General features: G+C 63.5%; 16 protein-coding genes (1 of these 16 cut by a window edge). 15 read left to right on the forward strand and 1 reads right to left on the reverse strand.

Translation table 11 applies throughout. The annotated features are described in order from the left end of the window. Nucleotides 1–283: the final stretch of a CTP synthase gene (locus DEIPE_RS16715; RefSeq protein ID WP_015237154.1), read on the forward strand. 1,382 nt of this gene lie to the left of the window's left edge; the window shows 283 of its 1,665 coding nt (coding positions 1,383–1,665); its start codon lies off the left edge, out of view; its stop codon occupies nucleotides 281–283. Here the strand turns inward: DEIPE_RS16715 and coaE are convergent. Beyond that, entirely contained in the window at nucleotides 250–840 is a 591-nt protein-coding gene (coaE, locus tag DEIPE_RS16720; protein WP_015237155.1) for a dephospho-CoA kinase, read from the reverse strand. The two genes, DEIPE_RS16715 and coaE, sit on opposite strands and share 34 nt — an antisense overlap. 213 nt (nucleotides 841–1,053) lie before the next feature. Between coaE and DEIPE_RS16725 the strand changes: the two genes are divergently transcribed. The 14 genes from DEIPE_RS16725 (at nucleotide 1,054) to rph (ending at nucleotide 13,659) form a co-directional block, all read left to right on the forward strand. Next, nucleotides 1,054–2,172, forward strand: a complete 1,119-nt coding sequence (locus tag DEIPE_RS16725; RefSeq protein WP_245557554.1) for a tetratricopeptide repeat protein — start codon at nucleotides 1,054–1,056, stop codon at nucleotides 2,170–2,172. Nucleotides 2,173–2,362: 190 nt separating this feature from the next. Then, nucleotides 2,363–3,211, forward strand: coding sequence for a 30S ribosomal protein S2 (gene rpsB, locus DEIPE_RS16730; RefSeq protein ID WP_015237157.1), 849 nt, complete (start codon nucleotides 2,363–2,365; stop codon nucleotides 3,209–3,211). Between the two features lie 111 nt (nucleotides 3,212–3,322). Continuing rightward, nucleotides 3,323–4,141, forward strand: coding sequence for a translation elongation factor Ts (gene tsf / locus DEIPE_RS16735; protein ID WP_015237158.1), 819 nt, complete (start codon nucleotides 3,323–3,325; stop codon nucleotides 4,139–4,141). A 268-nt stretch (nucleotides 4,142–4,409) separates the two neighbouring features. After that, nucleotides 4,410–5,114, forward strand: a complete 705-nt coding sequence (gene pyrH, locus DEIPE_RS16740; protein ID WP_015237159.1) for a UMP kinase — start codon at nucleotides 4,410–4,412, stop codon at nucleotides 5,112–5,114. A gap of 84 nt (nucleotides 5,115–5,198) precedes the next feature. Next, a complete protein-coding gene (gene frr, locus DEIPE_RS16745; protein WP_015237160.1) occupies nucleotides 5,199–5,747 on the forward strand; it encodes a ribosome recycling factor in 549 nt (182 codons plus the stop codon). 84 nt (nucleotides 5,748–5,831) lie between these two features. Continuing rightward, entirely contained in the window at nucleotides 5,832–6,671 is an 840-nt protein-coding gene (locus tag DEIPE_RS16750; protein WP_041231674.1) for a CDP-archaeol synthase, read from the forward strand. Nucleotides 6,672–6,874: 203 nt separating this feature from the next. Further along, on the forward strand, nucleotides 6,875–8,053 hold the full coding sequence (dxr, locus tag DEIPE_RS16755) for a 1-deoxy-D-xylulose-5-phosphate reductoisomerase (RefSeq protein WP_041231675.1): 1,179 nt from the start codon (nucleotides 6,875–6,877) through the stop codon (nucleotides 8,051–8,053). Then, on the forward strand, nucleotides 8,050–9,156 hold the full coding sequence (locus DEIPE_RS16760) for a M50 family metallopeptidase (protein ID WP_015237163.1): 1,107 nt from the start codon (nucleotides 8,050–8,052) through the stop codon (nucleotides 9,154–9,156). The genes dxr and DEIPE_RS16760 overlap by 4 nt, the downstream gene beginning before the upstream one ends. A gap of 43 nt (nucleotides 9,157–9,199) precedes the next feature. Then, nucleotides 9,200–9,853, forward strand: coding sequence for a glycosyltransferase family 2 protein (locus DEIPE_RS16765; protein WP_157448908.1), 654 nt, complete (start codon nucleotides 9,200–9,202; stop codon nucleotides 9,851–9,853). A 48-nt stretch (nucleotides 9,854–9,901) separates the two neighbouring features. Further along, nucleotides 9,902–10,711, forward strand: coding sequence for a DNA/RNA non-specific endonuclease (locus tag DEIPE_RS16770; protein ID WP_015237165.1), 810 nt, complete (start codon nucleotides 9,902–9,904; stop codon nucleotides 10,709–10,711). Nucleotides 10,712–10,723: 12 nt separating this feature from the next. After that, the gene (locus DEIPE_RS23250; protein ID WP_015237166.1) at nucleotides 10,724–11,056 is read left to right on the forward strand and encodes a YkgJ family cysteine cluster protein; all 333 of its coding nucleotides are present in this window, start codon (nucleotides 10,724–10,726) and stop codon (nucleotides 11,054–11,056) included. Between the two features lie 15 nt (nucleotides 11,057–11,071). Beyond that, nucleotides 11,072–12,085 (forward strand): ATP-binding protein, encoded by a 1,014-nt coding sequence (locus DEIPE_RS16775; protein WP_015237167.1) that lies wholly within the window; start codon nucleotides 11,072–11,074, stop codon nucleotides 12,083–12,085. Between the two features lie 27 nt (nucleotides 12,086–12,112). Further along, on the forward strand, nucleotides 12,113–12,958 hold the full coding sequence (gene murI, locus DEIPE_RS16780) for a glutamate racemase (RefSeq protein ID WP_015237168.1): 846 nt from the start codon (nucleotides 12,113–12,115) through the stop codon (nucleotides 12,956–12,958). Next, entirely contained in the window at nucleotides 12,955–13,659 is a 705-nt protein-coding gene (gene rph / locus DEIPE_RS16785; protein ID WP_015237169.1) for a ribonuclease PH, read from the forward strand. The genes murI and rph overlap by 4 nt, the downstream gene beginning before the upstream one ends. Nucleotides 13,660–13,699: the final 40 nt, after the last annotated feature.

Below are 13,699 nucleotides of genomic sequence, written 5' to 3' on the forward strand. Positions count from 1 at the left end.
GATGGAACGCCACCGGCACCGCTACGAGGTCAACCCGGAGCATGTGTCGGCACTGACACGGGCGGGCCTGATCGTGAGTGGAGTGACGCCGGGAATGGCTGGGCGTGGCGCCGGTCTCGTCGAATCCATCGAGCTGTCCGATCATCCATTTTTTGTGGGGCTTCAGAGCCACCCTGAATTCAAAAGCCGTCCGATGCGGCCCAGTCCTCCGTTTGCTGGCTTTATTGCAGCGGCGCTGGAGCGCGCCAATCAGGGCCGTACCTTGAGTGCGTCAAGCACCTGATCGAGTCGGCGTTCCAGCTGAGCCAGATCGCCGTCGTTGTCCAGCGTCATGCTGGCACGACGGCGTTTTTCGCTTCCCGAAAGTTGGGCGGCGTCACGCTTCAGAATATCGTCGCGTGACAGACCTCCACGCGCCAGTACACGTGCGACCCGCAGTTCGAGCGGCGCGTCGACAAGCAATGTTGCGTCCATCTGCGCGTCAAGACCGTTCTCGAAAAGCAGGGGAATATCCTGTACGATCCACTCGCCGGACGCCTCCCGCTCCAGCTCGGTCATCCTCGCCCTGACGCGAGGATGGATAATCCGGTTGAGCTGTTTGCGCTGCTCAGGGTGATTGAAGACCAACTCGGCCAGGCGGGAGCGGTCCAGCGCGCCATCCTTGAGGTATTGCGAACCAAAAGCAGCCTCGACCGCCTGGGTCACCTCCACGGAAGCCGAGATTTCGTGGGCCACCACGTCTGCGTCAAGTACTGTGAATCCACGTGCGCGCAGCAGGTGAGCGACAGTGCTTTTACCAGCACCAATCGAGCCGGTCAGGCCGAGACGACGGGGCGCCATGGTCTCATCATAGCGGTGGAAAAGAAACCTCTTTCGTGCCAGTCTGGGGCGGCGCAGTTCCGGCGGCTCAACAGCAGGGGAAACTTTCTCACATACCGCTCACCTTAATAGATTAAGAGCTGGCTATGCTTGGAAGGTGACCCAACACCGATCGACGCCCTCCTTTGAGGGAAGGCACTTGTGCGGGATGTGGGCAGTGCCGGAGGTTTTTTCGTGAAACGTGTTTCCTTGCTCGGCCTGCGACCTGCCGGATACCTCGCCCTTGCTGCGCTCGGACTGGGTATGCTGGCCGAGGCCCAGACCACTCCTGCTGCACCTGCGCAGACGCGAAATAATATCAGCGCGTCAAGCTACATCGCGCTGGGTAACCTCTACTACTCCAAAGGCCAGTACGATTCGGCCTATGTCGCTTTCCGCGCTGCGAGTGAGAACGATCCCCGCTCAACCGAAGCCCTGCTGGGCCTTGGCCGGTCGCAAACGCGCCTGCGTCTGTACGCCCCGGCCATCGAAACCTTGCGGCGTCTGGTCGGCATGGACGCACGTAATTTCAGCGCTCACCTGGCGCTTTCACAGTCGTACGTTGCGCAGTATGTCGGTACGACGGACCGGGCGGCCGTCGCCGGTAACCTCGACGAGGCCCTCAAGGTGCTGGGCGAGGCAGAGGTGCTGCAAAACGATTCGGCCGTACTGTGGAACGAGCGCTCGATCATCTACAAACTCAAGGGTGACTATGCCCGCGCCATCGAAATGTCCCGCCGGGCCAGCACTATCGACCCCAACGATTCGGTGATTCTCTATAACCTGGGCGACCTGTACCAGGCGTCCGGCAATTCGGCGATGGCGCTCGAGTCACTGCAAAAAGCAGTCATCGCCGATCCGACCGACGCGCAGGCGCGGGCGTACTACGGCAAGCTGCTGCTGCTCTCGGGCAATCCGAATGCCGCGCGTCTCGAGCTGGCGCAGGCCGAACGCCTGGCCCCCAACAACGCCTATGCGGTCGGGCAGTACGGTGTCTATGGTTACCTTACCAAGGACAATACGCTCGCGCGGATCAAACTCACACAGGCCCTCAAACTCGATCCATTGCGTTACCCGGAGTTTTACTACTACCTGGGGCGCCTGGAAATGGACAGCGGCCTCGTGAAAGAGGCCAAAGCCGACTTCACCAAGGCCGCGGCGCTGGCGTCGACCAACTCGGAATATTTCTACTGGCTGGGCCGCGCCCAGGAAGCCAGTGGCGACAAGGGCGCTGCCCGTCTGGCGTACGGTCAGGCCCTTAGCCTCAATCCGAACATGAAAGTGGCACAAGACGGTCTGAGTCGCGTGAAGTAAGCATTTTGCGAACACGGCAACCCGATGTGCGAGGTTGCCGTGTTCTTTGCCGACCTGTTTTGAGGCGCGCGCCCTGCCATGCTACACTCCTTTTTTGGGTGCCTCCGCGCCCGCATCGCCGTGCCCGAGCGTCGCGGCGATCTTCCATGCGCGGACGACCACATCTCAAAGAAAACGCTCGGGAGGATTCATGTCGTACATCGGAATGAAGCAACTACTGGAAGCTGGCGTGCACTTCGGCCACGAGACCAAGCGCTGGAACCCCAAGTTCAAGCGTTTCATCTTCGCGGAGCGCAACGGCATCTTCATCATCGATCTGCAGAAAACCCTCAAGCAGATCGACCGCAGCTTTGATTACATCAAGGCCACCTCGGAGCGCGGTGGCGTAATCCTGTTCGTCGGCACCAAAAAGCAGGCGCAGGAAATCGTGGAGCTCGAAGCGCGCCGCAGTGGCATGCCCTTTGTGACCCAGCGCTGGCTCGGCGGCATGCTGACCAACTTCCGCACCATCCGCACCCGCATCGACCGCCTGAACGACCTCGACGAGATGTTCGAGTCGGGCCGCATCAACGAGCGCCCCAAAGCCGAGCGCATCGTACTGAGTGCCGAGCGCGAGCGACTGCAGCGCTACGTAGGCGGCATCCGCAAGATGTCCCGTCTGCCTGACGCGCTGTTCGTCGTCGACCCCACCAAGGAAGTCATCGCCGTACAGGAAGCCATGAAGCTGGGCATTCCAATCATCGCACTGGCCGACACCGACTCTGACCCGGATGTGATCGACTACATCGTGCCCGGTAACGATGACGCGATCCGCTCGATTCAACTCATCACGCACCGCATCGGCGACATCATCGTCGAAGCGCGCGGTGGTGCCGAGGACATCAGCAGCGAAGGCGTGGCGGGCGAGGCTGACGTGGAAGGCGAGGACGGCTCGGCTGCCCGACTGACGACCCAAGGTGGCGTACCGGGCGAAATCAGCCAGAACCAGACCATGGACCAGCAGATCGAAGCTGGCGTCCAGAGCACCCTCGAAGCGTAAAGTACCTGGCAACCCCGGAGGGGCGCGCCTGCGTCCTTTCGGGGTCTTTTCACGAACGAGCGAAGCGCTGCCGCTGTGGGGTGGCGCGCCAACCAAGCGGAGGTAAGCACTATGATGGAATCAATCAAGAAGCTGCGGGAAATGACCGGCGCCGGCATGATGGATGTCAAGAAAGCGCTCGGTGACGCGGGCGGCGACGAAGACAAGGCCGTGGCGTTGCTGCGCGAGCGCGGCATTGTCAAAGCGGCCAAGAAGGCGGACCGTGAAGCCAAAGAAGGCCTGATCGTGTTCCGCATTTCGCCGGACAAGAAAAAGGGCGCCCTGATCGAAGTCAACAGCGAGACCGACTTCGTGGCCCGCAACAGTGACTTTCAGCAGCTGGTGGCCAACTTTGCCGACGCCTTACTGGCCAGCGGTGCGGCTGACCTCGAAGCCTTCAAGCAGAGCGCGCTGGAAGGCGAAACCGTCGAAAGCGCCCTGGCGGCAGCGGCAGGCCGGATCGGTGAGAACCTGGTGCTCAACCGCGCGGTGTACGTGGAGACCGACGGCGTGATCGGCGGTTACGTCCACAACAACGGCAAGATCGGCGTGCTGGTCGATTTGATGGGCGGAAGCGAAGAACTTGCCAAGGACATCGCCCTGCACATTGCGGCCGAGCGTCCACGTTACCTGAAGCGCGAGGAAGTCAACGCCGACGACATCGAAAAAGAGCGTGAAATCCTGACCAACAAGGCGCTCAACGAAGGCAAGCCGCAAAACATCGTCGACAAGATCGTCGGCGGCCAGATCAGCAAATTCTACGAAGAGAACGTGCTGCTGGAGCAGAAGTTCGTCAAGGACAACACGCAGACCATAAGCGCGCTGCTCACTGCACAGGGAGGCGCCCAGGCCAACCTGAAGCGGTTTGTGCGTTTCGAAGTCGGCGCTTGAGCCAGCACAGAGAAAAGCGGCGCAAAGCCGCTTTTTTTCTGCGCCCCTGCTGAGCGGGACCGTTTCCGACGGTGCTCGTCGTCCGCTTCGGAAGCGTCAGCAGAGCATGCCCGGTCTCGCGTTGGGCCACCCGCGGCCCCAGTGCCCGAACGGCTTTCAAGCACCGAGGAGAAGCAGCCAGAAAACCAACGGGATGTCGCGGCTCGGGTGCGAGTGGGACTATCTACTTGCTGCTCAGGGACCGCGCACCCCAACAAGAGGAGGAACCGTGTACCAACGGGTGCTATTGAAATTATCCGGCGAGTTTCTGGCCGGTGAAGGCGGATTCGGAATCTCGCCGGAAGCGACCGAACAACTTGCGCGCGAGATCAAGGTGGCCAAGGAAGCCGGGGGCGTCGAGATGGCCATTGTGGTGGGCGCTGGAAACCTGTGGCGGGGGACCCGTAACGGCGCCGGCATGGACGCTGCTACGGCCGACTACATGGGAATGATCGCCACCGTCATGAACGCTATGGCCCTCCAAGACGCGCTGGAGCGTGTCGGCTGCCCTACCCGCGTGCAAAGCGCCATTCCGATGAGCGAAGTGGCTGAACCGTACATCCGGCGCCGCGCCATGCGTCATCTCGAAAAGGGTCGCATCGTGATTTTCGGCGGAGGAACCGGTAATCCGTTCTTCACCACCGACAGTGCGGCCACGCTGCGGGCGCTGGAGATCAACGCGGAGGTCGTGCTGATGGCCAAAAACAAGGTCGACGGCGTGTACGACGACGACCCGCGCAAGAATCCCGATGCCCGCAAGATCGACGCGATCAGCCACATGGACGTGGTGCAGCGCGGTCTGCAGGTCATGGACGCCACCGCGCTGACGCTGTGCGTCGAGAAGGGGTTGCCGATCGTGGTGTTCGACATCTTCGCTCCGGACAATCTGCAGCGCCTGCTGAGCGGGGAGCGGGTCGGCACGCTGATTTCCTGAGTGGGCCGCACCGTGTTCGTGGCGAGGCTGCTTCAGGCGGGGTTGCCGGGTACTTTTCTGTAAAATGCCGGCAGGAGGTTGATCATGACCATGAAATCGATATTCGGCGATGCTCGTGCACGCATGCAAAAAGCAATTGAAGCCCTCGAGAGCAATCTGTCCGTGCTGCGCACGGGCCGGGCCAATCCAGGCATTCTCAAAAAGATTCAGGTGGAGTATTACGGCTCGACCATGCCGCTTGATCAGGTGGCGTCGGTGACCACACCGGACGCCCGGACGCTGCTGGTGACACCCTGGGACCGGGGCGCCCTGGGCCATATCGAGCGTGCCATCCGGGACAGCGATCTGGGGCTCAATCCCAACAACAAGGGCGACGCCATCTTCATCACCCTGCCGGTCCTGACCGAGGAGCGGCGCAAGGATCTGGTCAAGACCGCGCGAACTTATGCCGAAGACGGCAAGATCGCCGTGCGAAATGTCCGCAAGAGTGCACTGGAGGACATCAAGAAGCAAGAAGGCGTGGGCGAGGACGAAATCAAGCGCGCCGAGGGCGAAGTGCAGAAGCTCACGGATGAGTTCGTGAACAGGGTCGAAGAGGTTCTGGAGCGCAAGGAGCAGGAAATTCTCGGTTGATGTGCCTTCCTTGATGCCCACATTTCCCCGTTCACGCCTCGTGCGCGGCGCCCAATGGCATGGCTGGCGGTTTCGTGGAGCGTCGTGGATACCCTAGGTACCCGGGTCCTGACATCCATCATCGGATTCACGGCGGTGGTGCTTGCCATCTGGGCCGGCTGGCCTCTGTTGCTGCCGGCCCTGCTGGTGGTGTCCACGCTGGCGCTGCGCGAATACGTGCATATGCTCAGCCGTCGGGATCTCGACGTGCGGCGCAAAAGCCTGTACCTGCTCGGAGTCCTGCTGATCATCGCGTCTTACCCGGGCTGGACTGCCTTTCCGCTGTCCGGTGTTTCGTGGAGGGAGGTGGCTCTGGGCGTTGCCGTGGGTTACTTTTTGGTCGTCGAGGTGATCTCGCCTGGGGAGCGTCCGCTGGAGCGTATCGTGTACAGCGTTTTCGGCTTGCTGTACATTCCCTGGCTGCTGGGTTACTTTCTGATGCTGCGTTACCTCCAGGGTGCTGACAGCGGGCTCGTCTACCTGATTTTGCCGCTGATTGCCACGTTTGCCTCGGACGTCGGGGGATTTTTCTTCGGCTACTTCTTCGGGCGGCGCAAGCTGGCGCCAGAAGTTTCGCCTGCCAAGACCATCGAAGGGGCCTTTGGGGGCCTGCTGCTGAGTTTTGTGATCGTGTTTGCGGTCAGCCGCGTCGTGGGGCTCTGGGCCTTCAGCTGGAGTATTTACGATTCCCTGCTGTTTTCGCTGCTGGTGTCGAGCGCCTCGCAGTTGGGCGACCTGGCTGAGAGCCTGATCAAGCGCTCGCTTGGAGCCAAGGATTCCGGCGCGACCCTTCCCGGGCACGGCGGTATTCTCGACCGGCTCGATTCCCTGCTGTTCGCGGTACCGATCACCTACCTGTTCCTGACGGTCGTGGGTCTGTTCTGAAGTACCACAGGTGAACGCCGCTGCCAGGCGGGACATGGCGTTGCGCACGAGTCGGTATACGCGCACCTTGGTAAGATTTACCCTTGCGCTTCCGGCTTCCATCCACGACAGTGGACTCGATTGCGCACGTCGAACGCGGCCCTGTCCGTTCCGGTCCGGAGTGGGAGCGGGCGGGTTCATGTGGCAACCCCGAGGTTGATTTGATACGAATTGCCATTCTCGGCTCGACGGGCTCGATCGGTACCCAATCGCTGGATGTCGCGCGCGAACGCGGCCTGACGGTGCGAGCCCTGGCTGCCGGCAACAAACTGGATATGCTCGAAGCACAAGTGCGCGAATTTCGCCCGGAGCTGGTCAGCGTGGCTGCGAACATTCTCACCGAAGCGCGCGAAAGGCTGCCGGGTGTCCGTGTCGTCGCCGACGTGCAGGAAGTGGCCACTGCCGACGTCGACGTCGTGGTGGCGGCCATTCCCGGGCTGGCCGGTCTGCCCCCGACCCGCGCGGCCCTGGAGGCGGGGCGAGACGTGGCGCTGGCCACCAAGGAAGCCATGGTCGCGGCGGGCCCGCTGATCTGGGAAGCGGCTGCGCGGGGAAGTGCTCATCTGGTGCCCGTCGACAGCGAGCACACGGCCATTTACCAGCTGCTGCTGGGCGAACAACTCAGCGAGGTCGGCGAGGTGATCGTCACGGCTTCCGGGGGCCCTTTTCGCCTGACGCCCGAGAATCTGGCTGAGGTGACCCCTGTTCAGGCGCTGGCGCACCCGACCTGGAGCATGGGACCCAAAATTACCATTGATTCGGCGACGTTGATGAATAAGGGGCTGGAGGTGCTTGAAACTGCGGCCCTGTACGGTCTGGGCCTGGAACGGGTCCGGGTGCTGGTCCATCCGCAGAGCGTGGTGCACGGACTGGTACGCTTTCAGGATGGAAACGTCAAGGCCCACCTCAGCGCGCCGGACATGCGCCTGCCCATCGCGTACGCGCTCAGTGCGGCCGCGACTGGCATGACGCGTCCCGGCGACGTGCGCGGTGGCCCGCGCCTGGAACGCCCGGGCGCGTACTTTCCCTTGACGGGAACCCTGGAATTCTTTGAGCCCGACTTCGGGCGTTTTCCGTGTCTGAGGCTGGCGTACCAGGCCGGTGAGTGCGGCGGGCTGGCTCCCGTCGCGCTCAATGCCGCCGATGAGGTGGCCGTCGAGGCTTTTCTGGCTGGAAGCCTCCCTTTCACTGGCATTCCCCGGGTGATCGAACAAATTCTGGCCGAGACTCCAGTCGACACCCTGAGCTGGGAAGGCCTCGAACATACCGACCACTGGGCACGCGTGCGAGCTCGGGAACTCACCGGGCACGCAGGGCGGTCCGTCGTAGGAGGAAAAGCATGAGCGGGACCGGCATCAGCATTGCGCTGTGGCTGCTGATTATCGTTGTAGCCACGTTCTGGCATGAGCTGGGCCACTATTGGGCCGCCCGTGCGCAGGGCGTCGGAGTCAAATCATTCTCCATTGGAATGGGTCCCATTCTGGTACGCTGGCGCTCAGGTGGCACCGAGTGGCGCCTGAGCGCCCTGCCGATCGGGGGATACGTCGAAATCGACGGCATGGCCCCGACCGTCAGTGAGCGCGGAGAACTACGTGCGCCCACTACCGGTTACGCCGGGCTGGGCGCGCCAGGAAAGATCGCCATTCTGCTGGCCGGTCCGCTGTTCAACTGGATTCTGGCCATTGCCCTGCTGGCGGGAAACTATGCGGCCCAGGGAGTCGTGACGCCGCTCAACGACCGTGCCCGCGTGGCGTCCGTCGCGCCAAATTCCGAAGCGCAGCGGCTGGGACTGCGCGAGGGGGATGTCATTGTCGCCATCAACGGGCGCGACATTCCGGAGAGCTACACGGTCGACGGGCAGCCGCGCCCCGGATTCCGTCAGGTGCAGGACGCGTTGGCGCTGGACGGCCCCAAGACCTTTACGGTCGAGCGCGACGGCCGGCGGCGCGAAGTCAGCTTCAACTGGCAGGCACGTGAGAATGGCGAACGCCGGTTGTTGGGGATCGGGTACGGCGAGGACCGCAAAGTCGAGCAGGTGGCCGTGCCGGCTGCGATCGCTGCGGCCGCCCGGACGAGCGTAGCAGTGATTCCGCAGGCGGTCGGAGCGTTCGCGGGCCTGTTTCAACGGATGCTGACGCTGGACTTGCAGGGCAACGGCGAAGTGGTCGGTCCCATCGGAACGGTGGGCATTGTCGGGCAGGCTGCTCAGGCAGGAGTCTGGACGGTGGTAGGCATCATGGCGCTGATCAACCTGAGCCTGGCGCTCTTCAACCTGCTCCCCATTCCCGGTCTCGACGGTGGGCGTATCTTCCTGGTGCTGGTGCAGGCACTGCTGCGTCGGCCGCTAACCTTTCAACAGGAAAACTTCATCAACCTGACCGGGTTTGCCCTGGTGATGCTGCTCATGCTATTCGTGGTATTCAGCGACGTGGCCCGATTCTTCTGAACACGCCTTCTCGCCTTGTGAGTATAAAATGAGCCCTGAAACCATGACTGAGGTGCCGCGTGTCGCAGTCGTCATTCCTGCCTACAACGAGCAGGAGACGGTGGGCGACGTCGTGCGGGTGGCGCTGCAACTGACACCAGAGGTCATCGTGGTGTCCGACGGCTCAGGCGACCGAACGGCGGAGGAGGCGCGAGCGGCGGGAGCCCAGGTGATCGACCAGCGAGAGAACACCGGCAAGGGGCCCGCCCTCTACGCCGGTCTGCAGGCCGCCCAGGCCCCATGGATCGTCCTGCTTGACGCCGATCTCGTTGGCCTGACGATCACGCACCTCGACGCCCTCGTCAAGCCGGTGCTGGGAGGTGAACTCGACATGGCCATCGGGGTGTTCAGCGACGGCAGATTCATGACCGACTTCGGCAACCGCATGACTCCACACCTGTCCGGGCAGCGTGCCGCCCGCCGGGCGTGGCTGCTCTCGGTACCGCGCCTCGCGCAGGAACGCTGGCCCGAGCCCGCCATCACCTACGCCCTGAAAAACGACCGGGTGAAGTGGGGGTATGTCGAGCTGCCCCGTCTGTCACAAGTCATGAAAGAAGAAAAACGCGGTTTCTGGAAAGGCGTCAAATACCGCACGCGCATGTACCTCGATCTGCTGACCTTTCGCCGGCGCCGCAAACGGCAGGATGTCGCGGACTGAAAACTGCAGGATAAGCCAGCTCGCCGGTTGGTGCTCTAGAGTGGCTGCATGCGTCGACGCCGAAATTCCTGGCTGATCCTGGCCGTCCTGTTGGTCCTCGGACTGCTGGGTCGGTTGCTGGCCCCTGACTCCCCGTCCGATTTCGGCTCGGCGGGCGAGTGTGGTGAGAAGTTTGCCTTCGGGCGCCCGCTGGTACAGGGAGAAGGGGAAAACGCCACCCTGCTGTGCCGCAAAGGCTACGCCGTGCTGCACGACCCGGACCTGCGGGTTTCGCTGTACGCGGCAGAGCGGCTGACGAACACCGACGCCGACGGCAGCGTGCCCCGGCAGGACGATTTCGAGCCTGACCCCGATCTGCCCGCCGGTGAGCGGGCCGAGTTGTCCGATTACCGGGGCAGCGGCTTTGACCGCGGACACTTGGCCCCGGCGGCTGACTTTTCGGATGACCCGACCGAGATGGACGAATCCTTTTTGCTGTCGAACATGGTGCCGCAGAACGGTCCGATGAACAGCGGCATCTGGTCCGGCCTGGAGTCGGCCACGCGCGCCTGTGCCAAAAGCGTCGGAGAAATTTTCATTTATACCGGGCCCGTATTCGAGGGCGGCGTCAAGCGGACCGTCGGACGCAACCGGGTAGCGGTGCCGACGGGCTTGTACAAGGTCGTGGTCGAGCCAAAGTCGGGTCAGGCCCGGACCTTTCTGATGCCCAACCGTGCCCTGCAGCGCACTTCCGACTTTGGACGGTATGAGGTGCCCGTGACGCGCATCGAACAGCTGACCGGACTCACCTTCTTCCCGGAAGGCCGCATCGACAAGACCCGCTCCGGGGCCTTCTGCGCCAGCAGCTTCGGTTCCTAAGGCCACTGCCGGATGTCTCAAGTTCTGCCTGATCTGTTCCGGTCACCTCCGGATGTGGCGCCGCGCTCGCCCTGGCGGCGCGAGTGCTCGTCTTGCGGGGCCTGTTGCGCGGCACCTGACATCACGGCGCTGCACAAGCCGCTGGGAGTGGCCTGCCGCAACCTCGACGCCCACTGCCGTTGTCAGGTGTATCTCGAGCGCCCCGATGTCTGCCGCAATTACCGGCCCGACTGGGTATGCGGTGAAGTGGCGCCCTTGCCGTCGCTGGAAGCGCGGGTTGCGCGGTTTCTGGAACTCTACCAACTCACGCCAGAGCACACCTTTACCTCGCACGAGGCGCACTAGACTTTCGGCACGACCATGCTAGAAAGTTTTCTGAAAGTGATCGGCGAGTACGGCAATCCCGTCCCGCGTTACACCGGACCCCGCTGTCTGGTCGAGCGCCTCGCGGTGGGAGGGTGCGACTTATGCCAGCAAATCTGCCCGCACGAGGCTATCACCATCGACGCACGCGTCGAAATCAACGACACCCGCTGCACCGGGTGCGGCTTGTGCACCCAGGTCTGCCCGAGCGGTGCGCTGGAGTTCGACGTCACGGCGGCCCTGGGCGCGGTGCGTGAGCAGACGGTCCCGGAGCGGCGCTCAGTTGACGGCTCAGTTGACGATGGTGCCAAGCTGGTGTGCTCGCAGGCCGGCGAATCGGGCAAGACGCTGCCTTGCCTGGCGCGGGTCACGTCCAGCCTCATCGTCGCTGCCGGCGCCTGGGACACGCCCCTCGAGCTTGTTCATGGCGACTGTGCCGACTGCAAGCTGGGTGGACCGCAGGTGCCACAGGAACTGCAAAAGGTCGTCGAGCAGGCGCAGCAGCTGCGCTTGGCCACGGGCCGACCGGCCCAGGTCACGGTCCGGCGCGGAAACGGTGAGGGAGCGGGCGGGGAGGCGGTGTCGCGCCGGGGGGTGTTCGGATCCCTGTTTCGCTCGGCGCGCAGTGTGGTGTCGGAATTGGTGCCCGATCAACCCTTGCCTTTCGTCGACTGGAGCGTGCCGCAAGAACGCGTTCCCGCCGAGTGGCAGTGGCGCAGGCGGGCCCTCAAACCGACGCCGCCGCCGCAGGCGGCAGTGTACTGGCCGGCTCCGGTTGTTGACGACAAGTGCATCCTGTGCCCGGTGTGCGCCAACGTCTGTCCGACGGAAGCCATTGCGCGTGAGTTCGCGCCGGACGGCACCATCACCCTGCACCTCGATCTTGCGGCGTGCACCGGCTGTGATGCCTGCGTGCGCAGCTGTCCACCCGACGCCATGGCCCTGCAGGGTGAATGGGCCGAGGCTGACTTCGCGGCGCCCGTGTTGCTGCGTGACTCGACGTCTGTGTAAGGGAACCGTTCAGGCTAGAATCTGCCCGTGACGACAGATTCTGCACTTCCCGAAGTCTCACGTCGGCCCATCGGGGTGTTCGACTCGGGCGTGGGCGGCCTCTCGGTGTTGCGGGCATTGCGGCGTGAGCTTCCCGGGGAACACTTCGTGTACTATGCCGATTCGGCCCACTGCCCGTACGGTGGGCTTGACGACGAGCAGATCCGCACCCTGACTTTCCGGGCGGTACGCACGCTTGCCGTGCACCCGACCAAAGCGGCCATCATCGCCTGCAACACCGCGAGCGCCTTTTCGCTGGACGCCCTACGCGCCTGGGCGGGGAACGCTTATCCCATCGTGGGTCTGGTTCCGGCCCTGAAGCCTGCCGTGCAGCGTACGCGCAGTGGCGTGGTGGGTGTGCTCGCTACCCCCGGGACCCTGCGCGGTACGCTGCTGGCCGACGTCATCGAGCGTGTGGCCCGGCCGGCCGGGGTCAGGGTAATGACGGCGGTCAGTGAAAAGCTGGTGCCGCTGGTGGAAGCCGGGCAATGGAACGCCCCGGAGACGCGCGCCGAGCTGTGCCGTGTCCTGGCACCGATTGCGCGTGAAGGTGCCGACCAGCTGGTGCTGGGCTGCACTCACTATCCTTTTTTGCGGGAAGCCATCATGGCCGAGTTCGCTTCACATTTTTCGCTTCTTGATTCGGCCGAGGCGGTCGCGCGCCAGACCCGTCGGGTGCTGGCCGAACAACACGCGCTGCGCGAAAATCACGAGTGCGGAGAAGTTCGGGCGTTTACCAGCGGCGACCCTGCACTCGTCGGGCCGGTGGCGTCACGCCTGTTCGGGGAAGCGTTGAGTGTCGAACCCGCGAGCGCCCTGCCAGGTGCCGCGTGAATCGCCAGAACCGGTTGCCCGGTGAGGCGCGCCCCTTGATCGTCGAGCGGGGCGCGAGTCGTCATGCGGAGGGTTCGGCCCTGATTCGATTGGGGCACACCCACGTGCTGGTGACGGTGAGCGTGGAGCACAAGGTGCCGTTTCACGTGCGGGGCAAAAAAACCGGCTGGCTGATGGCCGAGTACGACATGCTGCCGCGCGCCACCCACGAGCGGGTTTCGAGGGAACGCAACCAGTCCGGTGGACGGCGGCAGGAAATTCAGCGTCTCATGGGCCGCGCGCTGAGGACCTGCGTGGACCTCGACCTGTTTCGCGACAAGACCCTGATTGTCGACGCAGACGTGCTGCAGGCCGATGGGGGCACGCGGGTCGCCAGCATTCTGGGCGCCTACGCGGCCCTCTTCGACTTGTCCGACCGCCTCATCGCGAGTGGCAAGCTCAGCGAATGGCCGCTGCGACATGAAGTCGGTGCGGTCTCGGTGGGCCTGGTGGACGCCGGACTGCTCCTTGACCTTGATTACCAGGAGGATCAGGGCGCCCACGCGGACCTGAACGTGGTGGCGACCGGCAGCGGGCAGCTGTTGGAGGTGCAGGGTGGGGCTGAGGGCGTGCCGCTTGATCCCCAGGTATTCTCCGAGATGGTTGTGCTTGGTCTTGCAGGAGTTCAGTCGCTGCTGAGCGAACTGCGCCGTCAGCTGTGAAATGGGCGCCCGAGCGACCTTTCACGCCGATGCCAGGGTG

Source organism: Deinococcus peraridilitoris DSM 19664 (genome assembly GCF_000317835.1).
In the GTDB taxonomy this organism is placed as follows: Bacteria; Deinococcota; Deinococci; order Deinococcales; family Deinococcaceae; genus Deinococcus_A; species Deinococcus_A peraridilitoris.

Bases quoted from the DNA above. Each gene is read 5' to 3' on its own strand.
- DEIPE_RS16770 (WP_015237165.1), top strand. From the start codon at position 9,902: ATGCGTCGACGCCGAAATTCCTGGCTGATCCTGGCCGTCCTGTTGGTC.
- DEIPE_RS16760 (WP_015237163.1), top strand. From the start codon at position 8,050: ATGAGCGGGACCGGCATCAGCATTGCGCTGTGGCTGCTGATTATCGTT.
- rpsB (WP_015237157.1), top strand. From the start codon at position 2,363: ATGTCGTACATCGGAATGAAGCAACTACTGGAAGCTGGCGTGCACTTC.
- tsf (WP_015237158.1), top strand. From the start codon at position 3,323: ATGATGGAATCAATCAAGAAGCTGCGGGAAATGACCGGCGCCGGCATG.
- coaE (WP_015237155.1), bottom strand. From the start codon at position 840: ATGGCGCCCCGTCGTCTCGGCCTGACCGGCTCGATTGGTGCTGGTAAA.
- DEIPE_RS16765 (WP_157448908.1), top strand. From the start codon at position 9,200: ATGACTGAGGTGCCGCGTGTCGCAGTCGTCATTCCTGCCTACAACGAG.
- DEIPE_RS16775 (WP_015237167.1), top strand. From the start codon at position 11,072: ATGCTAGAAAGTTTTCTGAAAGTGATCGGCGAGTACGGCAATCCCGTC.
- DEIPE_RS23250 (WP_015237166.1), top strand. From the start codon at position 10,724: ATGTCTCAAGTTCTGCCTGATCTGTTCCGGTCACCTCCGGATGTGGCG.
- frr (WP_015237160.1), top strand. From the start codon at position 5,199: ATGACCATGAAATCGATATTCGGCGATGCTCGTGCACGCATGCAAAAA.